Below are 22,504 nucleotides of genomic sequence, written 5' to 3'. Positions count from 1 at the left end.
ATTAGGCAGCGGCTAACGTTGCCATATAAGGAATGTAAATGATTATTCCCGCGTTAGATTTAATTGAAGGCCAAGTAGTTCGCTTATTCCAAGGAGACTACGGGCAAGTAACAGAATACAAAGTAGACCCAGCAGAGCAGTTTAATCTGTATCACCAAGCTGGCGCTGGCTGGCTGCACCTTGTTGACTTAACGGGCGCAAAAGACACAACGGCTCGTCAGTTAGACTTGATTGCTAAGCTCCTTGCTAGCACGCCTGCGAACATCCAGATTGGTGGTGGCGTGCGTAACGAGCAAGATGTCGTTGATCTACTAGAAGCGGGTGCACAACGCGTTGTGGTTGGTTCTACAGCAGTTAAGCAACCTGAGTTGGTGAAAGGTTGGATGGAGAAGTACGGCGCTGAAAAAATAGTGCTGGCTCTGGATATTAACATCGACGAAAGCGGCACACGTAAAGTGGCGATTTCAGGTTGGCAAGAAGATTCAGGCGTGACTATTGAAGCGCTGATTGAAGACTACCTCACGGTTGGTCTTAAACACGTTCTGTGTACCGATATTTCACGTGATGGCACGCTAGAAGGATCAAACGTAGAGCTCTACGTTGATCTTTGTAAGCAGTACCCACAAGTGCAATTCCAATCATCGGGCGGCATTGGTAGCCTAGCTGATATCGAAGCACTTAAAGGCAGCGGTGTTGCTGGTGTGATTGTGGGTCGTGCGCTACTTGATGGTAAGTTTACCGCAGAGGAGGCATTTGCATGTTGGCAAAGCGAATAATCCCTTGTTTGGATGTCCGTGACGGACAGGTGGTTAAGGGCGTTCAGTTCCGTAACCACGAAATTATTGGTGACATCGTTCCGTTAGCGCAACGTTATGCGGAAGAGGGCGCTGATGAATTAGTATTTTACGATATCACGGCATCAAGCGATGGGCGTGTAGTCGACAAGAGCTGGGTGAAACGTGTAGCAGAAGTGATTGATATTCCTTTCTGTGTCGCTGGTGGTATTAAATCAGCGGAAGATGCAGCGCGTATTCTTGAGTTTGGTGCGGACAAAGTGTCAATCAACTCACCGGCATTGGCTAATCCGCAGCTAATCACTGACCTAGCTGATAAGTTCGGCGTACAGTGTATCGTTGTCGGTATCGATTCATACTTCGATAAAGAGACGGGTAAATATCAGGTTTACCAATTCACAGGTGATGAAGCGCGTACCAAAGCAACCAAGTGGGAAACCAAAGATTGGGTGCAGGAAGTACAGAAGCGTGGCGCCGGTGAGATCGTGTTAAACATGATGAACCAAGATGGCGTTCGCAACGGCTATGATATCGAACAGTTAAATATGGTACGTTCGGTGTGTAATGTACCCCTGATTGCATCAGGTGGCGCAGGTGCAATGGAACACTTTGCTGAAGCTTATAAAAAGACCAACGTGGATGGAGCACTTGCGGCTTCGGTATTCCACAAACAAGTCATCAATATTGGTGAACTTAAACAGTATTTAAAACAACAAGATGTAGAGGTGCGACTATGAGTTTTGAACCCGTAAGCTTATCAAAAACAGAAGTAGGCGCATTGTCAGAGCGTATTGATTGGGAAAAAGTCGATGGCTTAGTGCCAGCGATTGTTCAAGATTACCAGTCTAGCCAAGTGCTGATGATGGGATACATGAACCCAGCAGCACTAGAGAAAACAGGCGAGACTGGCCAAGTGACGTTTTTCTCTCGCACCAAAGAGCGCCTTTGGACGAAAGGTGAAACGTCAGGCAACGTATTGCAACTGCACAACGTCGCCTTGGACTGTGACAGCGACACCTTACTGGTTAAAGTTAATCCCATTGGTCCAACGTGCCACACAGGTACAACAACGTGTTGGGATGTGGACAAGCAAGAAGAGTCTCAGATGGTGTGGCTTCATCAGCTTGAGCAGCTATTGGCTGCCCGCAAGGACGCCGATCCTGAATCTTCTTATACTGCCAGTCTATATGCCCGTGGCACCAAGCGTATTTCGCAAAAAGTGGGCGAAGAAGGCGTTGAAGTCGCGCTTGCGGCGACGTCGGGCGATAAGGCGGAATTAGTGTGTGAATCAGCAGATTTGATTTACCACTTGATGGTTCTTCTTCAAGACCAAGGCTTATCGATGAACGATGTGGTGAACAAATTAAAAGAGCGCCATAAGTAAGCTCTCTTTAAATTAATAGAACCGCGTAAAAGACAGAAAAAAGCCCCGCAAACAAACATGTTTACGGGGCTTTTTAATTGTTTAATTTTCAAGATTTCAAGATTTCAAGATTTCAAGATTTCAAGATTTCAAGCTTTTTAAGCTCTACGTCACTTTTCTAACCTCTGACTTTACGTCCTTCCGAGGAGCCTAAGCGACATCAGGAATCTCTTCTCTTAATCTGACTTCTTAGTCGAACGAGTTACCCGCAGCACTTCTTGTATTTCTTACCACTGCCACAAATACACGGATCATTACGGCCGATTTTAAAGCTCTCAACGGTTTGATTTAAGCGTGGGTCAATTTCTGGTTGTGTAGTTTGTTCCTGCTCTGGGAAGGTACCATCAATGTAGTACCAAAGGCCGTCTTCACGTATAAAGCGAGAGCGTTCTTGCATGCAGTATTGTGCGCCTTCTTCATTGAAGTAAGCTTTAAACTCAACAAAGCCTTCGTCTTGGTGCGAGCCTACCGTAGTATCGATGACTTCTAGTCCTGCCCAATCACTGTTGATAGATTCGGCAATACATTCTCTTTGCGCTTCTGCGTTGCAGCTAGGGTGGTAAGTCGCAACAACATAGTCAACCAAACCCAACACGTGCGCTGAATAACGAGAGCGCATCAACTGTTCAGGCGTTTCAACAGCACTGTGGTGAAGGTGCGCTGATTCACAGCACTGTTGGTAAGAATTTTTGCTACCGCATGGGCATAAAGACATGGTCAAATCCTGTAAAAATGGCCTCTGTAAGAGGCCATAAATGAATGTGTTGGAGTTTATCAAGAAACGACTGCTCACCAAAGCTGAGTTTCGATTGAAGTTGCTGTGTGACGTGAACTATTTCAAAGTAGGAGACAGCAGGTCTTGGGCCCAAGAAGTTGCTTCGTCATAAGCTTGACCTAGCTCTGCTTCGTTGAGTTTGAGCAGTTTACGAATGCGCGTTGCTTCATCCCAGCGAGCTTGTTCATAAGCTATGACCATCGCCAAAATGGCACCTAATACGCCTTTACGTTGAATCAAGGCTTGTTTAATCTCATCATCGATCGGCACCGAGTCCAGTACTTTTACTAACGGCAGATCGAATAGGGAGTCGAGCAGCGAGAACATGCCAGTTAAAAAGGCTTGCCCGGGCTCAACCTTAACGTTCATTTTCTCGACCAACAGTTCACATTGGCGCGCGCGTATCACGGCTAAACCATAAAGTGAGTCTGGTTTATCTTCTTTCGCGGATGCGATAGCAACCAGTGACACTAGCTTACGTAGTTTTTGTTCACCAAGATAAACAAGCGCTTGGTGGAATGAACGAATCGGTGTTGATGAGCCACCAGCGGAGTTTACGTAAGAGAGCAGCTTATACGACATAGTCATATCAAGGGTAATCAAACGCTCTACTTCGGCAAAGTTGATAGGATCGTTGGCAATCTCTTTCAACAGTTGAACAATGGTTAAAAAAGCAGGGTTTAATGCGCGAGTTTGGATCATCTCCGGCTTACTGAAAAAGTAGCCTTGAAAGTAGTTAAACCCGGCTTGGATTGCTTCTTGGTATTCTTCGTGAGTTTCTACTTTCTCCGCTAGAAACTCGATATTCAAGTCTTTCAGAGTGTTCATGAACATCGCAGCTTTAGCGATTGAGATCAAACGTATGTCGAATTTGATAATTGATACGTAAGGTAAGAAGCGTTTCCATGCTTTGCTAGGCACAAAATCATCTAACGCGATCGTGTAACCCGCATCATAAATTGTGATGATGGCTTCTAGCAGTTCGTCTGTTGGCTCACAGTCTTCCAGTACCTCGACAACTAAGCTCTCTTTCGGAAATAGAGTCGGGACTAGGTTAACCAAGCTTGCATATGGAAAATTAACGAATCCAAGCTTATCGCCCAATGTATTATAGTGGGTAGATAAGAAGTGGTCGGAAAGCAAACGGCTAGTAGCGAGCTCCGGCTCTACTTCAGGGAAAGTGTTCTTAGGACCATCCCTAAATAGCAACTCGTAACCTATGGTCTTCTTGTCTGCATCGAGTATTGGTTGACGTGCTACGTATGAATATTTCAACTTGGTACTGTGTTCGGTTTATTTTTGATAGACAAATAATAGCTAATTCAGGAGAAATTACCATATACAAGTGAAGAAAATCTGACCGATGATAATAATAAAAGTGAAAGTTTAAGCGTGATGCTAAAAGCGATTGCTAAACTCGCGATTCTGTAGTTCAAAACTTTGCGGAGTGAACACCAGAACTGATCCTTGGGTATACCAATCACCCAGTACGATACGGGTTTTAGTGCAATTGTTAGCACTGAAGGAGTGTATGTCTGGACGGTGAGTATGACCGTGGATCATCAAATCGACGTTGTGTTGTTTCATCACATTTTCGACTTCTTGCGGTGTTACATCCATGATGTCGAGTGACTTTGTCTGCTTATCATCTTTGATATCAGACTGAACCTTGGAGACAATTTTCTTTTTGATAAAAAATGGAATTCTATTAAAGACCCATTGTAACCAGGGCTGATGAACTTTTTCACGAAAGGCGAGGTACTTTATATCTTCGGTACACAGAGTATCACCATGCAATACCACTGCTTTTTGTCCGTAGATATCGATAGTAGAAACTTCATCTAGAAGCTGTACGCCTGTTTGTTTCGCAAATTTTTTGCCAACTAAAAAGTCCCGATTGCCTTGTGTGAAATAACAAGGTACGCCAGTGTTAACTAAGTCTATAAACGTTTGGCGAATTGAATTCGCGAACTCGCTTGTATCGTCGTCACCAATCCAGAATTCGAAAAGATCACCCAACACGTAGATTGCATCCGCTTCTACGGCCTCGTTTTTCATGAAGGTTAAGAAGCAGTCTGTGATGTCTTGTCGTGATGGAGCAAGGTGTAGATCTGATATAAAATATGTTTTCATAGGTCTAAAAAAGGGAGCGATTCGCTCCCTATATCCTGATTTTATCGGCTCATCAATTATTAATACTAACCGAAAGCAAGTGATTAAGCTTCGATTGTAGTTCCAGTGATGATCACTTCTTCTAGAGGTACGTCTTGGTGCATACCCATAGAACCTGTGCTAACACCTTTGATCTTGTTTACGATGTCCATGCCTTCAACAACTTCTGCGAATACACAGTAGCCCCAACCGTCTAGGCTTTCGCTACGGAAGTTTAGGAAAGAGTTGTCGTTAACGTTGATGAAGAACTGAGAGCTCGCTGAATGCGGTTCCATAGTACGAGCCATTGCTAGCGTACCCACTTTGTTCGCTAGGCCGTTGTTTGCTTCGTTCTTGATAGTCGCGCGAGTTGCTTTTTCTTTAAGGCCAGAAGTCATGCCGCCGCCTTGAACCATGAAACCATCGATAACACGGTGGAATAGCGTGTTGTCGTAAAAACCGTCACGGCAATACTGTAGGAAGTTTGCGCTTGTTTCTGGTGCTTTTTCTTCGTTAAGTTGAACTTTGATGTCACCAAAATTTGTGTGAAGGATGATCATGATTGTTACCTTACTGTCTTTTTAATATGAAGTTCGAATTCTAGCGCATGTTGGCGGACTTTCAAATCACCAAATCATTAACTTAACTCGGATGTTTGAGGTAATTCCTGCTTTGGGGGATTACCTATTAAGGTATGACTTGTTATACTGCGATCTTATTTTTGATTAATCCATAAAATAGATAGAGATCATGCTGAAGATATATAACACGCTCACAAGACAGAAAGAGGAATTCAAACCAATTACAGCTGGCAAAGTCGGTATGTATGTCTGTGGGGTAACCATATACGATCTCTGTCATATTGGTCATGGCCGTACGTTCGTTTCATTTGACGTGGTAACTCGTTACCTGCGTTACCTTGGTTACGATTTGAATTTCGTTCGTAATATCACTGATATCGATGACAAAATCATCAAGCGCGCTAATGAAAACGGCGAGTCTTGTGACTCTCTGACTGAGCGTCTGATCGGTGAAATGCACGCGGACTTCGATGCATTGAACATGAAACGCCCAGATGTCGAGCCTCGTGCGACTGAATTCATCACAGAGATCATTGAGTTAGTAGAAAAGCTAATTCAACGTGGCTTTGCTTACGTTGCAAGCAACGGTGACGTGATGTTCGAAGTTAAGAAGTTTGACGAATACGGTAAGCTTTCTAAGCAAGATCTTGAGCAGCTTCAAGCTGGCGCCCGTGTTGACATCGATTCTGCAAAACGTAGCCCGTTAGACTTTGTTCTTTGGAAGATGTCTAAGCCTGGTGAGCCGACGTGGGAATCGCCATGGGGGCCAGGTCGTCCAGGTTGGCACATCGAATGTTCAGCAATGAACTCGTCTATTCTTGGCAATCACTTCGATATTCATGGTGGTGGTTCGGATCTACAGTTCCCGCACCACGAGAACGAAATCGCACAATCTTGCTGTGCACATGGCACCCAGTATGTGAATACTTGGATGCACAGTGGCATGGTGATGGTAGACAGAGAAAAAATGTCTAAGTCACTGGGTAACTTTTTCACTATCCGTGACGTACTTCAGCATTACGATGCAGAGACAGTTCGTTACTTCCTGATGTCTGGTCACTACCGTAGCCAACTGAACTACAGCGAAGATAACCTAAATCAGGCTCGTGCATCACTTGAACGTCTCTATACATCACTTCGTGGTCTAGACGTTACAGCAGCCCCTGCTGGTGGTGAAGAGTATGTGACTCGTTTCTCTACAGCGATGAACGATGATTTCAACACACCTGAAGCTTATTCAGTGCTGTTTGAAATGGCTCGTGAAATCAACCGTATCAAGACTGAAAGCATCGAAAAAGCAAGTGCACTTGGTGCGCTGATGCGTGAACTGGCAGACATCATCGGTATTCTTCACCAAGATCCAGAAGCTTTCTTGCAAGGCGATGCAGCGGGTAACGATGACGAAGTCGCTGAAATCGAAGGCCTAATTAAGCTACGTAATGACTCTCGCGCTTCGAAGGATTGGGCAAATGCCGATCTTGCACGTGATAAGCTGAACGAGCTAGGTATTGTTCTGGAAGATGGTCCAGAAGGTACGACTTGGCGTCGTAAGTAAATCTGATAAAAAGGGCTGATTTTCAGCCCTTTTTTCTAGCAAAAATTCTCTAATTTCACCTTTTTATCTTCAACTTTTAATTAACAGGAATATTTCTGTGGCTCAGATGTATTTTTATTACTCGGCAATGAACGCGGGTAAATCAACAACGCTTCTTCAATCTTCATTCAACTACCAAGAACGTGGTATGACACCAGTGATCTTTACGGCTGCATTAGATGATCGCTATGGTATCGGTAAAGTGAGTTCACGAATTGGTCTTCAATCTGAAGCTCAACTGTTTAAAAACGACACCAATATGTTTGAGGCAATTCAAAAACTCAACGAAGAAGAAAAGCGTCATTGTGTATTGATCGATGAGTGTCAGTTTTTGTCGAAAGAGCAGGTTTACCAACTAACAGAAGTGGTTGATAAGCTGCACATCCCTGTACTTTGCTACGGTTTGCGCACTGACTTCTTGGGTGAATTATTTGAAGGTAGCCGCTACTTGTTGTCTTGGGCTGACAAATTAGTAGAACTTAAAACAATTTGCCACTGTGGCCGTAAGGCCAATATGGTAATTCGTACAGATGAGCACGGTGTGGCAATTGCTGAAGGTGACCAAGTCGCTATTGGTGGCAATGACCAATATGTTTCGGCTTGCCGTTTACATTATAAAGAAGCGTTAGGTAAATAAGCAGCCTATAAGTCGGCATTGCTAAAACCAATAGCGTTCAAATTAGAAAACGGTGACCTAGCGTCACCGTTTTTGTTTATTGAGCCGAGCTTTTGTTTTATTCCAAGCCGAGCTTCTATTTTATTCTTAGTCGATCTTTTGCTTTATTCGAAACCGAGCCTCTTTAATGCTTGATAGGCATGGTCAACGTCGTCAGGGATGGGCATCTCAATTTGAAAGCCCTGAGCGGGGTAGGATTTGATTCGCTCATAATCAGCAATCAACGCACCTAACACCATGTCTAACGGCAAATCTTCGTTAAAGTAATCATCCCAATTCTGCCATTGTGATGTCACTGTTATCTCGGAAGTTTCGTCAGGCCACTGTTTAGCAAACGTGGCGTAAGTGCGTTTCTCCATAAAGGGTTTCTGTACTAAGGTCAGGCGTTTCGGGGATAGTCCACGCTCAGTCAACAATTTGTGGGTGAATCGTACGTTCTCCCCAGTATTAGTTGCGTGCTTCTCAATGATAATGTCAGAGTCAGGCACGCCAGCGTCTCGTGCGATAGCCGCGAATGTTTCAGCCTCTGAGCGTTCAAAACTGCCTTCAGTAAAGCGTCCCACACCGCCAGAAAATACGATATAAGGCGCCACACCTTGGTGATAGAGCTCAGCAGCGTATTCAGCAACGCGAGTATCGTTACTGCACAACACAAATATACAATCTGAAGGCGTGATGTCATGACCCATCGACATGAAGTTCCAAAGGGTGTCGATCGAGTGATATAGCTTACCCTTTGAGTTCTTTGTTACAGGTTGCTTAGCTATGGATTGCTTAGTCATAAAGAGCGTCCAATGTGGAATCGAATTTAAACGAGTAACCTAAACCGAGGATCTTTTTAGAAGAGATCAGCTTGTCTGGGGTATCGACAATAGGAGGGAGTGGCTCGCTGCTATTGGCACTTTTTAATGCTGCTGCGTAGAACTCTGCCTTGCTCACTGTATTTGGTGTGGTGACATTTACGATTTCATTGTGCAGTTGATTGATGGCGAAATCGACCGCACCAATCGCATCATCAAGGTGAAGCATGTTGGCTGGTGCTTGAGAGCTGACCTGCTTTAGCTTGCTTGCGAATCGAGATGGGTGACGGCTAGGGCCGATTAACCCACTGAAACGAAGAATGGTGTAATCGATGCCGGAATCCATCACCAGCTGTTCAGCTTTCAGCATCACGCGTGCATTGTCCGAAAATGCGGATGCTAGCTCGTTGCCTGAGGTTGAAAGGGGGAGTGAAGCATCCAGTTCGTTCAATACGCCAGGTTTGGTTGGGTATACGGTTGTTGAACTGACCATGATGAGCTTCTTAACGTTGGCCTTTTGACAGGCATTGGTGAGTTGCTGCCAGTAGTCGGCGTACTCTTGTCCTACTCCCTTTCTAAAGCCTGGAGGGAAGCTACCAATCACTATCTCAGTGTTGTTTTCGAGTAACAACGAATAGAGTTCGCCGATAGTCTCATCTGGCTTTGATGAGTCAAAACTAAACACTTCACATGGAACTCGTTTGTTCCCAACAGCGTCTGCACCTGCTTGGGTCGTTTTCGTGACCACAACTTGGTTACCATGTTTTTCTAAATGTTCAGATAAAGGTGCACCGACCCATCCTGCACCAACAATAAATATAGAAGCCATGTGTTCCTCACAACTGCAAATGACGAATTTACAATAAGCCTAACAAACCTTTGGCCAAAAATGAAAAAACTCCACGGCCGAAGCGAGTGGAGTTTTTACTAGAACCGTGGAGTTTTAGTTCAGTACGCGAAGTAACTTGTCTGCGCGCTCTGCCATCTGGATACCTTCATCTGTTAGGTAACCACCGTCTGGCTGAGTGCAAAGATTCTTTTCGAATAGGCGCTTAACAGCGTCTTGAGTTTCTTGAGCAGCCTCTTGATGAACTTTAATTCCAGTAGCGGCGCTACTTACATCAAATTGAAGAAGGAGGTTTAAATCAGCAATATGTTCAGCGTTGTACTTCATAATTAACCTATATATTCATAACGTTCTCTACCTTCACCTTAGTGCGCATTCACGGCTCAAGCAATAGCAAATAAATAGAATTGATAAGTGATACCAAATTGAATGATTAATCGTCGTATGGTGGGTTTATTTTAGTTAGATTGCGTGATTTGCAGCCACTTAAATTCTGAACGATGTTTATTGGGAAGTGGTTGTAATATATTGTGTCACTAGAAATATATTGCATCCAGCTAATATTGTATAAAAAGGAAACGCATCAGTGAGAGTGAACAAAGTAGCATTAACGATCAGTATGCTATTTGCTATCTCAGGTTGTCAAAGTACACCCTCAGAGCAGACAGGCGCGAACCAAACCACAAATGACAATGAATCAACAGTAGAGGTCCGTTCATTTCAGTCTGTCCAAAGTGTTTACTCCGAGTGGGAGGCTAAGCTTGAAGAACACGCTCAATTGTCTCTCTATGCTCCAGAGAATTACAATGAACTATTAGACGCTTGGAATGATGCTGAAAGCATTTATGCGGACTTACTGAAAGATCAAACACGGTTAACCAAGAGTTACTCGATTTTTTCGACATTAACTTACGCCGAAGCCTTTGATGAAAAAATCGCGTTGATTCGATCAAATTATGACTCGATCTTAGTGCTAAAGGAAAAGGCTGACAGAGTATTAGCCGACTCGATAGTGCAAATGGATTACTTAAAGTTTCTTGGTGCCGACACTATGTTTGCATCGAGCTACAAGCGCTTGTATTCAGAATACAGCGAGCTGTTTGAGTATGTGCTGGTTGACGAACTTGAAGATGCTCAGGAAGCACAGGTAGAGTTTCTTAATAACGCGAGTTTGTTAGAAGTTAAAGTGGCCCACAAGAAGTACATCGAACCTTTGAAGGATGAGTTGGAGTTCTTGGAAGATGAAGATTTCGACGACGTTGTTCCACTGACGTTTGCTAAAGCGGCATCTCAAATTGCTTTGGCAGAAAGCCAAGTGAAAGCCAGTCCCCGTGAAAAGTCGATCATTGAAGACGCAGTTCACGCTGCAGAGTTCGAATTAAACCACGTGCGCAGTGTTGCTCATGAAGTTAAAGTGCTCGCGAGCATTAAAGGTGACAGATTCGAACAATCGGTTTTGAATGCCGAGAATCAGCTATTGAGCATTTCACGAGCGGTTAATGATGAAGATCACCGTGATGTCGTATTACGACTTCAGTCTCAGAAAATTGTAGCGAGTGTTAAAGCGCTGAAAGGCTCAGACATGACGGCGTCATTAAAGTCAGAGATTAAAACTTTGACTGAGCGACTCGCTAAGTTAGAAAGTGAGAATCAGAAACAAACACAGAAATTGGTTGAAGCGACCAAGCACAACCAATTGTTAGATGATCAGGTTACCAAGAGTGATGCTCATATAAAGAGCCTAGAAGAGTTAGTGGATAGTTTGAAAAGCTTAGGTGGTAAAGTTGCCAGCGAAAGTGACTCTGATGTGATTCTTCCTAGTGTTGAATCTAGCCTAGAGGATGCATCTCTCGAACAATCATTAGAAGAAATGGTTGAACCTTCGGTTTAGTAAGACTAATTTCTTTATTTGTGATTGAGTTAAAAGCGCCTAAGGGCGCTTTTTTACGTTCTGTTGATCTATGTCAAAATCTGAAAACAAAAGTGTTCATTGAGTCATTATAGTGTACGTTATTCTTTGTGTTTTAACGTAACTTGTTGATATTTATAGATGTGTTATTTTCTATGCTGATAACTAATCATTCAGCAGAGTTTTATTTTTACTACTAAAGTCGTATGAATTTGGAATAACTTGGACTAATTCCTTTCAACAGGGTTGTGAGAGGCATTTCGAGCTTAAAATAGCTCTTGAATTCAGAAATGAAAGAGAGGATTATCGCGCTCCCGACGACATGTTTCAAAATGTAAATCATCATGAATCTAAACCAATTCGACTCATTATTACCGCCACAAATGGCTGAGCGCGCTGCAGATATTGGCGTAGGTAAAGCAACCAAAGATCCAATCAAATCTTTTCTCCTAGCGATTTCTGCTGGCATACATATTGGTATCGCGTTTGTGTTCTACACAATCGTGACTACCGGCGCTGGTGATTTACCGTGGGGTATTACTCGCTTATTGGGTGGTCTAGCTTTTAGCTTAGGATTAATCCTTGTTGTTGTTACTGGTGGTGAACTGTTTACCAGCTCGGTGTTGACGCTTGTTGCTCGCGCAAGTGGCAAGATTACCTGGCGTACATTAGTTAAGAACTGGACCACGGTTTATGTCGGTAACTTAATTGGTGCATTGCTGCTGGTGGCCTGTATGCTTCTGACTAAACAGTACATGTTCGATCATGGGCAAGTGGGTTTGAATGCCATGGCGATTTCCCAACACAAAATGCACCATGATTTTATCCAAGCTATCGCGCTTGGCATCATGTGTAATGTGTTGGTTTGTATCGCGGTATGGATGACGTTTAGTGGACGTACACTGACTGACAAAATCGCAGTTATGATTTTACCTGTGGCGATGTTCGTATCAGCCGGTTTTGAGCACTGTATTGCCAACATGTTCCAAGTCCCTTTAGCTATCGGTATCAAAACATTTGCTCCCGCAGAATTTTGGACAATGACAGGCGCTAACCCTGCGGACTACGTTGATCTGAACATGATGGACTTTTTGATGAACAACTTGCTGCCCGTTACCATTGGTAACATCATTGGCGGTGGTATCTTTGTTGGTATGTGGTACTGGTTGATCTACCTACGTGACTAATAAGGGTGGCGTGATCCACCAAGCAAAGGTTTCGTGATTAATTCCGATTACGCGGTTAATCCAGTTTACGAGTTAACTGGGTAACTTGGACTCAGTGAAAACACTGAACTGACTTATGACATTTAAAAGACGGTCTGCATTGCAGGCCGTTTTTATTTGTGGAAAACCTACTTATTCATTTCTTAAATTATCATGTGAACGCTCAATAGCGAGGATCACCGTGTGTGTATATGTCTTTGAAAACACCCAAAGATCAAAGGTAATGATCTTTCCCTAGGTGGGAATGGACAAAAAAGGATCTATATTGATTTGGTTATCCACAATTTCTGTGGATAACCTGTCTCAAATTCAGTGAGTAACCAGATCTAAGTGGGGTAGGGAGGCTATTTCGAAGGCTGTATTTGCGCGAGAACTCGGCCTTCTTTAGTAAGAGATGTCTTCAATGAGAGCTGAAGTGCAAGTGCTAAAGAGCAGCTCATCATCACGAAGATAGCTAACATGATCATCAACTGATACTTAATCGCAATCATCGGTGATGCACCTCCTAAGATCTGTCCTGTCATCATTCCCGGTAGCGTGACTAAGCCTGTAGTTGCCATAGAGGCCATAATTGGTGACATCGCCTTCTGTATCGCATTACGAACAAAAGGCGCGGCTGCATAGGAAGGAGATGCGCCCAAAGCGATAGCCGCTTCGTACTCTGATTTCTGCGTTTCAAAAGCCCCAAACAAGTTCTGCAATGCCACGATATTACTGCTTAAGCTATTACCTAACAGCATCCCTGCAATAGGGATAAGGTACTGTGCGTTAAAAACCGGTGTCGGTTTAATGATGAAAAAGCAGATAAACAAGACAATAGGTACACAAGTTACAGCAAGGCTAACGGCTATAGGACCTAAAAGTAGGTTTTTGGAGAGCCTAGATTTTTCAACAATTGAGCTTGCCCCAACGATGATCATTGCAAATAGCCACAGTAAATTGACCCATAAGCTATTTAAGGTGAACAAGTATTCTAGGTAAAGTCCCACTAGAAATAGCTGAATAACCATACGGATTATGCTGACAGAAGCCTCTTTGCCAAGGCCGAGTTTTAACTTGTAGTTGATGGTAATGGGTAGCAAGAGAAGTGAGCTGAAGAACAATAACTGCCACCAAGATATATCAATAACGTCTTGCATAATGATTCCTTTTAAGTGGTCTCCATCATATCTGAAAGTGCCAAATGATGCATTTCACCTGTAAAGTCGCCAATTCTAAAAATGATCAATCATTTAACAAACAAAACACAAAATAGTGGTTGTTTGAGGCTTTTTTAGCTACTACTTAGTAGGTAAAAAGTTAAAATTGGTTGTCAGATGGTTGCGTGTATGTTGGTTTTTAACATTTGTGAAATATACTTAATTCTTCACATTTGTTAATACTTTTTAATAACTTTGTTTAACTGAAAACAAGTTTGGATGACCTCAAAAAAGTATTGATTAGCAAGGGTTATAACGGGGGATTTGATTGAACCCTACTTTGTGTATGGTCTAAAATTTGTTGTTAGATACTCAAGAACTTTAGCCCCATAGAATGGGTTACTCGAAATTACTAAATACAAAATAGGCAAAATGTATGAGTGATGTTAATAAAATTGAAACTGGCGAAAAACGCTCGTTGGAGTGGAAGTCTTTCCTCTTCATTGCGGTGGTTCTCTTTCCAATATTAAGTGTGGCTTTTGTAGGCGGTTACGGCTTCCTAGTTTGGGCACTGCAAGTGTTTGTATTCGGACCTCCTGGTGCTCACGGCGGCATGTAATGCCCTCTAGTAACAACATTTTTTAAAATCAATATTTAAGAGAGCTAAACATGAAATCATTTTTAGTTAAATTATGGCGCACAATGACTCGCCCTGCAGTACACATCAGTCTTGGTGTACTAACTATGGGTGGCTTTATCGCCGGTGTTATTTTCTGGGGCGGTTTTAACACAGCTCTAGAGCACACAAATACAGAAGAGTTCTGTGTAAGTTGTCACACCATGCGTGACAACGTGTACGTAGAACTACAAGAAACGGTTCACTGGAAAAACACTTCTGGTGTACGTGCTACTTGTCCTGACTGTCACGTTCCACATGAATGGACAGCAAAAATCGCTCGTAAGATGCAAGCATCTAAAGAAGTATTCGCTCAAGTATTTGGTGACCTAGATACACCTGAGAAATTCGAAGCTCGTCGTATCGAACTGGCTAAACACGAATGGGATCGTTTCTCTTCGAACAAATCTCTAGAGTGTAAAAACTGTCACAACTACGATTCAATGGACTTCGAGAACATGCGCCCAACAGCGCGTATCCAGATGAAGAATGCAGCAGAACGTGATCAAAGCTGTGTTGACTGTCACAAAGGTATTGCTCACAACCTTCCAATGGATATGGCATCAGCAAGCGGTATTGTTGGCGAGCTAGAAAATGTAGCAAGCAGCACATCTTACGCAAATGGTTCTGACGTGATCTCTATTCGTCACCTCCCAATGTACACGGATGAAACAGCAACAGTTGAAGCGGGTCTACTCAGCCCTGCAAGTAAAGTTGCGGTTATCGACGAAAAAGGCGACATGATCAAGATTCAAATCGATGGTTGGCGTAAAGCGAAAGGTTTCGGACGTGTAATCCAAGAAGACTTCGGTATGAATATCTCAACTGCAATCTTGACCAAAGAAGTATCTCAAAGTGACGTTATCACTGTTGGTGAGAAGAAAGAAGATGAGCTTACTGGCCTTCCATGGGAAGAAGTTAACCTAGCACTTTGGATGAAGAAAGAGTCTATGGTTGATAACTTCGATCCAATCTGGAACGCAGCGGGTCAAGCGTACCAATCTAACTGTTCAACGTGTCACTCACAGCCAGATGAAGCTCACTTCAGCGCTAACGGTTGGGTAGGCATGTTAGATGGTATGATTGCATTCGTTAACTTCGATACAGATACAGAAGCACTTGTTCTTAAGTATCTACAGAAGCACTCATCAGATTTTTCTGAAGGCCATCACTAATAAGACGTCAATTGGAGTAACACAATGGCAATTACAAGAAGAAGTTTTCTGAAAGGTGTCGCGACTACAAGTGCGGCATCGGTTATCGGTCCAAGCTTATTGGCGTCGGCATCAGTGTCTGCAGCAGAAACAGACGGCGCGTGGAAAGTCTCTGGTTCTCACTGGGGTGCATTCCGAGCTCGCGTTTATGCGGGTAAAGTACAAGAGATTAAACCTCTAGAAATCGATCAACACCCAACTGAGATGTTGAAAGGTATTAAAGGTATTATCTACAGCCCATCACGTGTGCGTTACCCAATGGTTCGCCTAGATTGGTTGAAGAAGCATAAATACAGCGCAGACACGCGTGGTAACAACCGTTTTATTCGTGTGACTTGGGATGAGGCACTAGACCTTGTTTACCGCGAACTAGAGCGCGTACAGAAAGATTACGGTCCATGGGCGCTTCACACAGGTCAAACTGGTTGGAGACAAACGGGTCAGTTCCACAGCTGTACTAACCATATGCAACGTGCAATGGCACTTCACGGTTACTCTGTGAAGAAAATCGGTGACTACTCAACAGGTGCTGGTCAAACGATCATGCCTTACGTGCTAGGTTCTACTGAAGTTTACGCACAAGGTACATCTTGGGAACTTATCCTAGAAAACAGTGACAACATTGTTCTTTGGGGTAACGATCCAGTTAAAAACCTGCAAGTAGGTTGGACATGTGAGACTCACGAGTCATTCGCGTACTTAGAACAGCTGAAAGAAAAAGTTGCTAAGAAAGAGATCAACGTTGTTTCTGTTGACCCTGTTAAAAACAAAACAGGCCGTTACCTAGAAAACGAGCAAATGTACATCAACCCACAAACTGATGTGGCGTTCATGCTTGGTGTTGCTCACGTTCTTTACAACGAAGATCTATACGACAAGAAGTTCATCGAAACTTACTGTCTAGGTTTTGAAGACTTTATCAAGTACGTTCAAGGTGAAACGAAAGATAAAGTTGAGAAGACACCTGAGTGGGCTTCGGCTATCTGTGGTGCAAGCGCGGACTCTATCCGTGAATTCGCTAAGATGCTGGTTAACGGTCGTACGCAGATTCTTGTCGGTTGGAGTATCCAACGTCAACAACACGGTGAGCAGCCTTACTGGATGTGTGCCGTTATCGCAGCAATGGTTGGCCAAATCGGTCTACCTGGCGGTGGTATCTCTTACGGTCACCATTACTCTGGTATCGGTGTTTCTTCAACTGGCTTCGCTGCTCCGGGTTCATTCCCGTTGAACATCGACCAAGGTCAATCGCCTAAGCACACTAACACTGATTACAACGGTTACAGCCGTGTAATCCCTGTTGCTCGTTGGGTAGATAGCTTGCTAGAGCCAGGTAAGAAGATCAAAGCGAACGGTTCAACGGTTACACTACCGGATATCAAGATGATGGTATTCAGTGGTAATAACCCGTGGCACCACCACCAAGATCGCAACAAGATGCGTAAAGCATTCAAGAGCCTACAAACTGTAGTGGCTGTTGATTTCGCTTGGACTGCAACTTGTCGTCACTCTGATATCGTGCTTCCTGCATGTACTCAGTGGGAACGTAACGATATTGATGGTTACGGCGCGTACTCTGGTCGTGGTTTGATCGCGATGCACAAACTAGTCGATCCTCTGTTCCAGTCTAAAACTGACTTCGAGATTATGTCTAGCCTAACTAAGCGTTGGGGTCGTTACGACGATTACACGCGTGGTATGGACGAAATGCAGTGGGTTAAATCTCTGTATGACGAATGTCGTGCATCAAACGAAGGCAGCTTCGAAATGCCTGAGTTTGCTGAGTTCTGGGAGAAAGGTTTCCTAGACTTCGGTAAAGGTAAGCCATGGACTCGTCACGCTTCATTCCGTGAAGATCCAGAGATCAACGCACTAGGTACGCCTTCTGGTTTCATCGAAATCACAAGCCGTACTGTTGGCAACATGGGTTACGAGCACTGTCAAGAACACCCAATGTGGTTTGAGAAATCTGAACGTTCACACGGTGGTCCAGGCTCTGATAAACACCCGTACTGGCTACAATCTTGTCACCCAGACAAGCGTCTTCACTCTCAGATGTGTGAATCTGAAGAGTGGCGTGCGACTTACGCGGTACAAGGCCGTGAGCCAATCTACATCAACCCAATCGATGCTAAGAAGAAAGGCATCAAAGATGGCGACGTAGTACGTGTGTTCAATGACCGTGGTCAACTACTAGCAGGTGCTGTTCTAATGGATAGCTACGCACCTGGTGTTGTTCGTATCGAAGAAGGCGCTTGGTACGGCCCGATCAACGAGAAAGTGGGGGCGCTAGATACATACGGCGATCCAAACACACTAACTCAAGACATCGGTACGTCTGAACTTGCTCAAGCAACGTCAGCAAACACATGTTTGGTTAACTTCGAGAAGTTCCAAGGCAAACTGCCTCCAGTAACTTCATTCGGTGGTCCAATCGAAGTTTCTTAAGTCTTGTACTTAAGAACCAAGATTAAAGCTTGAATTAAAGCCCCTGTAAGCACTCTTACAGGGGCTTTTTGTTTTTCTAGCCTGTGTGCGGGATTTCTAATTAAGCATTGTCATAACGCTAAGAGGGGGCGTTTTTGAGACAGGCGATAACGACGTGCCGTTTGAGATAGGCTGTAGAACTATGAACTATGAACTATGAACAATGAACAATGAAGCAGGAAGGGAGTGTAAAAAGAATCTGTTGTAAGGACTTAGGCAGACGGAAACAAAAAGGCCGATACAAAGTATCGACCTAATAGAGACCTATGGAATTGAATCAGCTTGAGTTAAATCTCGAACATAAACCAATAACCGTATGCACAGATTAATGCGGGTATGCCTGAATATAATGTGGCTACAAGGGCGGCTTTCGGTGCCATTGCGATAGCAGGGAATAAAGCATCACCATCATTTGAAATTGCGTTACCGACCTGAGCTGAAAGTGGCAGTGCACCTGAAAGGTAAAGGCTAGTGACCAACAATTGCGGACCACACCCCGGCAGTAAGCCCATCAACACACCCGCCAGGGGGAGCATCATCCCCCAGCTTGAGAATAGCGTCGCAAAATCGACATTTGCAAGCACAGAGCCAAACTCGAAGAAAAGAAAAGCGACCACCACCCATGCAGTGACAAAGTTTGTATCTTGAGCGGTTTTTTGTAGTGGGTGAGAACCTATACATTTTTCATCTTCACTTACGGCCGATTTGTAATCCTCAATTTCACGAGTAAGCCCCCACAAAAACATCGAGCTGATCAGTAAAATCGTTCCCGTCCATTCCATAGACATCTCAGGCAGTGTCAGCAACTGGTTTACATCGATTTGAAAAGAGCCAAGCAGGGCAACAGCGGCTCCCGGAATAATAAGCACAGACCATAGGTAACCCTGAAGGTTTATCGCTTTTTTAGAGACAGGGCTTTGATCTTGAGGTTGTGAGGTACAGCTGTTTTCCGCTTCATTTCTCTCTGCCTGTTTCGGGCGTAAAAAGTCGTCTGCGTGAAACAAGTTTATGATTCGTCCTGAGGCGGTACCCACGATTACACCCATCGCCATCATGGCTAAACCTGTTTTGGGTTCGCTAGCAATTAACAGGAAGGCCGCGTCACCCATGGTTGAGACGAGTACAGCCACAACCGCACCAAATCCGAGTTTGCCTGAAATAAATTGTGTGGTGACCACAATCGCTCCCCCACAGCCTGGCAATGCGCCCATTAGCGCGGCGAATACAACTTGGTTTGAACGAGATTGATGGACGAGCTTATTGAAGACGTTATCTTTGTTGATGTATAGACTTAACCAGTGGTAAATCGCTAGGGTTAGCGCAACGTAACATGACACTGCCCAGAAGGCGTCAGACAAGGTAGTGACCGTCAATTCTCGCGTAGCAGGAGCTGCAACTAACGCCGCAAGTGAAATAGGTAAAAGCAGGCGCTTAAAAGACAGTGAAAACTGAGTTGTTTTCGCAGCGCTGCTGCTTGGCAAAAAAGAGATTAGTCGATCCATAAGTGTCACTCAAAATTTGTGTATTAAGATAATCATATACGAATGATAATAATTATCAATTGCATTCGTTGTTTTTTTATCTTTTGTTACCATTGGCCAAACCCACGAAACATGACCAATCTAAAAAAATGAGGTAAAGTATGCCTAATAAAGAGAGACTCTAAAGGTAGAGTCATAATTGTTAGTGTAATAGGAAGAAACATGATTTTAGTTGTTGGTCACAAAAACCCTGATAGTGACAGTATTTGTAGTGCGTTAGTTGCAACTGAGCTTCTTAAAGCTCGTGGCGAGGAAGCGACACCAATTCGCCAAGGCGAGATCAACCGCGAAACTCAACACATTCTAGAAGTCGCTGGTGCTGAAAAGCCAGAACTTCGTACTTCTGTTGCTGGTGAGAAAATCTGGCTAGTAGACTACTCAGATCTTGCACAAGCACCAGACGATGTAGCTGATGCTGAGATCGTAGGTATTGTCGATCACCACCGTCTAGGTGACGTGATGACAGTTAACCCTATGGAAGCTTGGATCTGGCCTGTTGGCTGTACAAATACAGTACTTTTCAACATGTTTAAGATTGAAGGTCACGCTATCTCTCAACAAATCGCTAAACTGATGATGTCTGCAATTCTTTCAGACACAGTTGGTTTTGCTTCTCCAACATGTACTCAAAAAGACAAAGACGCGGTTGCTGAGCTTGCTGAAATCGCTGGCGTAACAGACGTTGATGCATTTATCAAAGCGCTTCTAATTGCTAAGACAAACATCGAAGGCCTATCTGCTGCACAGTTAGTAGAAAAAGACCTTAAAGGCTACCCATTCAACGGTCGTGATGTTGTCGTTGGTCAAGTTGAGCTTGCGACTCTTGAGCAAGTAGACGGCATGATCGAAGCTCTAGAAGCTGATCTTGAAGCGCGTTGTGAGAAAGATGGTCTAGCGTTCGCGGCAGTAATGCTGACAGATATCACTACAGCTCAAACTCGTCTTCTATACAAAGGTGAGTGGGCTGATAAGCTGGTTAAATTCGAGAAAGACGGTGTATTGATGATGGAAAATACATTGAGCCGTAAGAAGCAAGGTTGGCCTTGGCTTCAAGGCGAGCTTGTTTAACCAAGTCGCTTAATTATAAACGCCTGCTAATTTAGCAGGCGTTTTTCTTTGAAGTAGGCTTTCTTCTTCATCGATAGTGTTTGAAGTTAAAAACACTCGGCATAAAATAGCTTTAAGAACATAGTTACTGACTAAAGTAGGAAATTGAGATGACTACACAGCTAGACGATAAAAAAATCGCTGAAATCAATAAGTATACGGGTGAGCAACGCCTGAAGTACTGTGTGAAAGAAATCGTAGCGAACCGTGAAGTATGGATCTTAACCGATGAACACGGTTGTGTAATGCTGAACACAGAAGATGAAGACTGTGTTCCTGTATGGCCAAATCAAGAGTTTGCGGAGTCTTGGGCGACGGGTGATTGGTCTGAGTGTAAAGCTGAGTCTATTTCACTAAACAAATGGCATAGCCGTTGGACTAACGGTCTAGAAGACGACGAGCTTGCAGTTGTTGTGTTCCCGAACGAACAGGAAGAAGGTGTTATCTTGTTCCCGGATGAGTTCGATTTTGAATTGAAGAAACAAGCCTCTAAGCGCTAATACTTTTTGTTTAATACCAATCACAGTAAGTAAGTGATCATTAATTGCGAAGGAAAAAAGCTTAAGAACAAGGCTGAAATTTTCGATAAGTAGTTATTCTACAATCAAAATTTCTAACGCAGTTATTGAGCGTTTTAACCAGCTAGGATGAGCAGTTATTTACTACGAGTGGTATAAGTAACACAGTAACATTCTAATTCAGCGTTGCCTTTGAGGCGGCGCTATATTCCTACTGCTCCTGTCTAAGCTATTTTCAACGCATTTTCGTCAGTACCCAATCAATTGATACAAGGGTGCTTGTTGAGCGGCTTCTGAAGCTTGCTGAAGTACACCTGTTTTGCTGTATCTTTTCAGTATTTTTCGCACAACTGGTTTTGCCTGTTCTTTTGTCATTCCCACTTTCAATTGAGGTTCATACAGTAGCTTTAGCAGCACTACATCTAAGGGGGATAACAAGTCTTCTGGCGTGTGATCATTGAAAATAGAAGGGTAGGCTTTATCTGAGTCATTGGGTAACCCAAGTACCTGTGTGATCTCTTCAACAATACATGCGACCAGCTTTCCTCTTGCTCTCGCTTGATCTACTGGGATCACAATTCCTGCATATACAATCTCCCCTTTGGAATTAGTTCGATAACCTGCAGTACAGATAGCGCTGTTTAGATGCTGTGTCGATTTCAGTTTGAGTACAGTTTTGGCTTCAGCTATCCACTGACTCTGCCTTGTGTATATCCATTTAACGTTTGCATCCGATTCTCGTGTGACGATTTTAATCGGATGTTGGGTGACTTGCGATAGGTGCTGGACGTGCAATTCGGTGAGTTCTTGATGAAGCTCTTCGTCGCCGACTCGGTGATCGATCCATATCTTAATAGGTTGTTTCCATTTAGCGAGTAGCTTGTCGCCTTGTGAATATTCGTGTTGAAGTGCGACGTGATAAAAGGCAGTTTCGACGAAGGTTCTATCTAGCCATGTGAGTGGTGTGCTTGCTGCATTAAAGGACAGCAGCGCCAACAAGAGGGAAAGCATTGAAGCTCTTGGTAACATATCTTTCCCCTTTGCGG

22 protein-coding genes are annotated in these 22,504 nt (G+C 43.8%); 12 read left to right on the top strand and 10 right to left on the bottom strand.

Translation table 11 applies throughout. The features are described 5' to 3' along the window. Positions 1 to 38 precede the first annotated feature (38 nt). The 3 genes from hisA to hisIE are packed head-to-tail and all read left to right on the top strand — an operon-like array spanning position 39 to position 2,178. Positions 39 to 776 carry a 1-(5-phosphoribosyl)-5-[(5-phosphoribosylamino)methylideneamino]imidazole-4-carboxamide isomerase gene (gene hisA / locus AB6E08_RS05565; RefSeq protein WP_012604374.1) on the top strand — a complete coding sequence of 246 codons (738 nt, stop codon included), beginning with the start codon at positions 39 to 41 and terminating at the stop codon, positions 774 to 776. Next, positions 758 to 1,531: an imidazole glycerol phosphate synthase subunit HisF gene (gene hisF, locus AB6E08_RS05560; protein WP_017109916.1), complete on the top strand. Its 774-nt coding sequence runs from the start codon at positions 758 to 760 to the stop codon at positions 1,529 to 1,531. Before hisA ends, hisF begins: the two co-directional genes overlap by 19 nt. Then, positions 1,528 to 2,178, top strand: a complete 651-nt coding sequence (gene hisIE / locus AB6E08_RS05555; protein ID WP_372063474.1) for a bifunctional phosphoribosyl-AMP cyclohydrolase/phosphoribosyl-ATP diphosphatase HisIE — start codon at positions 1,528 to 1,530, stop codon at positions 2,176 to 2,178. Before hisF ends, hisIE begins: the two co-directional genes overlap by 4 nt. A gap of 241 nt (positions 2,179 to 2,419) precedes the next feature. On the opposite strand, the gene AB6E08_RS05550 is transcribed toward hisIE, so the two are convergent. The 4 genes from AB6E08_RS05550 to AB6E08_RS05535 all read right to left on the bottom strand — a co-directional run bounded on the left by AB6E08_RS05550 (position 2,420) and on the right by AB6E08_RS05535 (position 5,703). Continuing rightward, positions 2,420 to 2,932: a YchJ family protein gene (locus AB6E08_RS05550; RefSeq protein WP_372063472.1), complete on the bottom strand. Its 513-nt coding sequence runs from the start codon at positions 2,930 to 2,932 to the stop codon at positions 2,420 to 2,422. A gap of 117 nt (positions 2,933 to 3,049) precedes the next feature. Beyond that, positions 3,050 to 4,267, bottom strand: coding sequence for an EAL and HDOD domain-containing protein (locus tag AB6E08_RS05545; RefSeq protein WP_017098162.1), 1,218 nt, complete (start codon positions 4,265 to 4,267; stop codon positions 3,050 to 3,052). A 123-nt stretch (positions 4,268 to 4,390) separates the two neighbouring features. Then, on the bottom strand, positions 4,391 to 5,125 hold the full coding sequence (gene lpxH / locus AB6E08_RS05540; protein WP_372063470.1) for a UDP-2,3-diacylglucosamine diphosphatase: 735 nt from the start codon (positions 5,123 to 5,125) through the stop codon (positions 4,391 to 4,393). Positions 5,126 to 5,208: 83 nt separating this feature from the next. Beyond that, entirely contained in the window at positions 5,209 to 5,703 is a 495-nt protein-coding gene (locus tag AB6E08_RS05535) for a peptidylprolyl isomerase (protein WP_372063468.1), read from the bottom strand. Between the two features lie 190 nt (positions 5,704 to 5,893). On the opposite strand from AB6E08_RS05535, the gene cysS reads away from it, so the two are divergent. Then, on the top strand, positions 5,894 to 7,279 hold the full coding sequence (gene cysS / locus AB6E08_RS05530; protein WP_009848796.1) for a cysteine--tRNA ligase: 1,386 nt from the start codon (positions 5,894 to 5,896) through the stop codon (positions 7,277 to 7,279). Positions 7,280 to 7,376: 97 nt separating this feature from the next. Then, entirely contained in the window at positions 7,377 to 7,955 is a 579-nt protein-coding gene (locus tag AB6E08_RS05525; protein ID WP_009848795.1) for a thymidine kinase, read from the top strand. A 143-nt stretch (positions 7,956 to 8,098) separates the two neighbouring features. Here the strand turns inward: AB6E08_RS05525 and AB6E08_RS05520 are convergent, their stop codons facing one another. The 3 genes from AB6E08_RS05520 to AB6E08_RS05510 all read right to left on the bottom strand — a co-directional run bounded on the left by AB6E08_RS05520 (position 8,099) and on the right by AB6E08_RS05510 (position 9,968). Then, positions 8,099 to 8,776: a YdcF family protein gene (locus AB6E08_RS05520; protein ID WP_372063465.1), complete on the bottom strand. Its 678-nt coding sequence runs from the start codon at positions 8,774 to 8,776 to the stop codon at positions 8,099 to 8,101. Continuing rightward, entirely contained in the window at positions 8,769 to 9,623 is an 855-nt protein-coding gene (locus AB6E08_RS05515) for an NAD(P)H-binding protein (protein WP_372063463.1), read from the bottom strand. The genes AB6E08_RS05520 and AB6E08_RS05515 overlap by 8 nt, the downstream gene beginning before the upstream one ends. A 114-nt stretch (positions 9,624 to 9,737) precedes the next feature. Then, on the bottom strand, positions 9,738 to 9,968 hold the full coding sequence (locus AB6E08_RS05510) for a TIGR02647 family protein (protein WP_009848792.1): 231 nt from the start codon (positions 9,966 to 9,968) through the stop codon (positions 9,738 to 9,740). Between the two features lie 259 nt (positions 9,969 to 10,227). Here AB6E08_RS05510 and AB6E08_RS05505 point away from each other — a divergent pair, with 259 nt between their 5' ends. Both AB6E08_RS05505 and focA read left to right on the top strand, forming a co-directional pair. Beyond that, the gene (locus tag AB6E08_RS05505; RefSeq protein ID WP_372063461.1) at positions 10,228 to 11,532 is read left to right on the top strand and encodes an ATPase; all 1,305 of its coding nucleotides are present in this window, start codon (positions 10,228 to 10,230) and stop codon (positions 11,530 to 11,532) included. A gap of 362 nt (positions 11,533 to 11,894) precedes the next feature. Further along, positions 11,895 to 12,737, top strand: a complete 843-nt coding sequence (focA, locus tag AB6E08_RS05500; RefSeq protein WP_009848790.1) for a formate transporter FocA — start codon at positions 11,895 to 11,897, stop codon at positions 12,735 to 12,737. 383 nt (positions 12,738 to 13,120) lie between these two features. Here focA and AB6E08_RS05495 read toward each other — a convergent pair whose 3' ends face one another. Beyond that, positions 13,121 to 13,915 carry an ABC transporter permease gene (locus tag AB6E08_RS05495; protein WP_017100090.1) on the bottom strand — a complete coding sequence of 265 codons (795 nt, stop codon included), beginning with the start codon at positions 13,913 to 13,915 and terminating at the stop codon, positions 13,121 to 13,123. A 436-nt stretch (positions 13,916 to 14,351) separates the two neighbouring features. Between AB6E08_RS05495 and torE the strand changes: the two genes are divergently transcribed. From torE to torA, 3 genes are read left to right on the top strand one after another with little or no spacing between them, the layout of a single operon-like run. Next, positions 14,352 to 14,534, top strand: a complete 183-nt coding sequence (torE, locus tag AB6E08_RS05490) for a trimethylamine N-oxide reductase system protein TorE (RefSeq protein WP_008222628.1) — start codon at positions 14,352 to 14,354, stop codon at positions 14,532 to 14,534. Positions 14,535 to 14,584: 50 nt separating this feature from the next. Continuing rightward, on the top strand, positions 14,585 to 15,766 hold the full coding sequence (gene torC, locus AB6E08_RS05485; protein WP_009848788.1) for a pentaheme c-type cytochrome TorC: 1,182 nt from the start codon (positions 14,585 to 14,587) through the stop codon (positions 15,764 to 15,766). A gap of 24 nt (positions 15,767 to 15,790) precedes the next feature. Continuing rightward, positions 15,791 to 18,253, top strand: coding sequence for a trimethylamine-N-oxide reductase TorA (torA, locus tag AB6E08_RS05480; RefSeq protein ID WP_017100089.1), 2,463 nt, complete (start codon positions 15,791 to 15,793; stop codon positions 18,251 to 18,253). Between the two features lie 326 nt (positions 18,254 to 18,579). Here torA and AB6E08_RS05475 read toward each other — a convergent pair whose 3' ends face one another. Beyond that, on the bottom strand, positions 18,580 to 19,794 hold the full coding sequence (locus tag AB6E08_RS05475) for a putative manganese transporter (protein WP_009848786.1): 1,215 nt from the start codon (positions 19,792 to 19,794) through the stop codon (positions 18,580 to 18,582). Between the two features lie 201 nt (positions 19,795 to 19,995). On the opposite strand from AB6E08_RS05475, the gene AB6E08_RS05470 reads away from it, so the two are divergent. Then, a complete protein-coding gene (locus AB6E08_RS05470; protein ID WP_009848785.1) occupies positions 19,996 to 20,901 on the top strand; it encodes a manganese-dependent inorganic pyrophosphatase in 906 nt (301 codons plus the stop codon). Positions 20,902 to 21,050: 149 nt separating this feature from the next. Further along, positions 21,051 to 21,440: a DUF2750 domain-containing protein gene (locus tag AB6E08_RS05465; protein ID WP_054541039.1), complete on the top strand. Its 390-nt coding sequence runs from the start codon at positions 21,051 to 21,053 to the stop codon at positions 21,438 to 21,440. Positions 21,441 to 21,707: 267 nt separating this feature from the next. Here the strand turns inward: AB6E08_RS05465 and AB6E08_RS05460 are convergent, their stop codons facing one another. Then, a complete protein-coding gene (locus tag AB6E08_RS05460; protein ID WP_372063457.1) occupies positions 21,708 to 22,487 on the bottom strand; it encodes a DUF2927 domain-containing protein in 780 nt (259 codons plus the stop codon). Positions 22,488 to 22,504 lie beyond the last annotated feature (17 nt).

The organism is Vibrio sp. 10N.247.310.24, from assembly GCF_041467175.1.
Classification (GTDB): Bacteria; Pseudomonadota; Gammaproteobacteria; order Enterobacterales; family Vibrionaceae; genus Vibrio; species Vibrio tasmaniensis_A.
This window is presented reverse-complemented; position numbering and strand designations above follow the sequence as displayed.

Bases quoted from the DNA above. Each gene is read 5' to 3' on its own strand.
- hisF (WP_017109916.1), top strand. From the start codon at position 758: ATGTTGGCAAAGCGAATAATCCCTTGTTTGGATGTCCGTGACGGACAG.
- AB6E08_RS05550 (WP_372063472.1), bottom strand. From the start codon at position 2,932: ATGTCTTTATGCCCATGCGGTAGCAAAAATTCTTACCAACAGTGCTGT.
- torE (WP_008222628.1), top strand. From the start codon at position 14,352: ATGAGTGATGTTAATAAAATTGAAACTGGCGAAAAACGCTCGTTGGAG.
- AB6E08_RS05515 (WP_372063463.1), bottom strand. From the start codon at position 9,623: ATGGCTTCTATATTTATTGTTGGTGCAGGATGGGTCGGTGCACCTTTA.
- cysS (WP_009848796.1), top strand. From the start codon at position 5,894: ATGCTGAAGATATATAACACGCTCACAAGACAGAAAGAGGAATTCAAA.
- AB6E08_RS05470 (WP_009848785.1), top strand. From the start codon at position 19,996: ATGATTTTAGTTGTTGGTCACAAAAACCCTGATAGTGACAGTATTTGT.
- lpxH (WP_372063470.1), bottom strand. From the start codon at position 5,125: ATGAAAACATATTTTATATCAGATCTACACCTTGCTCCATCACGACAA.
- focA (WP_009848790.1), top strand. From the start codon at position 11,895: ATGAATCTAAACCAATTCGACTCATTATTACCGCCACAAATGGCTGAG.
- AB6E08_RS05475 (WP_009848786.1), bottom strand. From the start codon at position 19,794: ATGGATCGACTAATCTCTTTTTTGCCAAGCAGCAGCGCTGCGAAAACA.
- AB6E08_RS05460 (WP_372063457.1), bottom strand. From the start codon at position 22,487: ATGTTACCAAGAGCTTCAATGCTTTCCCTCTTGTTGGCGCTGCTGTCC.
- torC (WP_009848788.1), top strand. From the start codon at position 14,585: ATGAAATCATTTTTAGTTAAATTATGGCGCACAATGACTCGCCCTGCA.
- AB6E08_RS05510 (WP_009848792.1), bottom strand. From the start codon at position 9,968: ATGAAGTACAACGCTGAACATATTGCTGATTTAAACCTCCTTCTTCAA.
- hisA (WP_012604374.1), top strand. From the start codon at position 39: ATGATTATTCCCGCGTTAGATTTAATTGAAGGCCAAGTAGTTCGCTTA.
- AB6E08_RS05495 (WP_017100090.1), bottom strand. From the start codon at position 13,915: ATGCAAGACGTTATTGATATATCTTGGTGGCAGTTATTGTTCTTCAGC.
- AB6E08_RS05520 (WP_372063465.1), bottom strand. From the start codon at position 8,776: ATGACTAAGCAATCCATAGCTAAGCAACCTGTAACAAAGAACTCAAAG.
- torA (WP_017100089.1), top strand. From the start codon at position 15,791: ATGGCAATTACAAGAAGAAGTTTTCTGAAAGGTGTCGCGACTACAAGT.
- AB6E08_RS05535 (WP_372063468.1), bottom strand. From the start codon at position 5,703: ATGATCATCCTTCACACAAATTTTGGTGACATCAAAGTTCAACTTAAC.
- hisIE (WP_372063474.1), top strand. From the start codon at position 1,528: ATGAGTTTTGAACCCGTAAGCTTATCAAAAACAGAAGTAGGCGCATTG.
- AB6E08_RS05465 (WP_054541039.1), top strand. From the start codon at position 21,051: ATGACTACACAGCTAGACGATAAAAAAATCGCTGAAATCAATAAGTAT.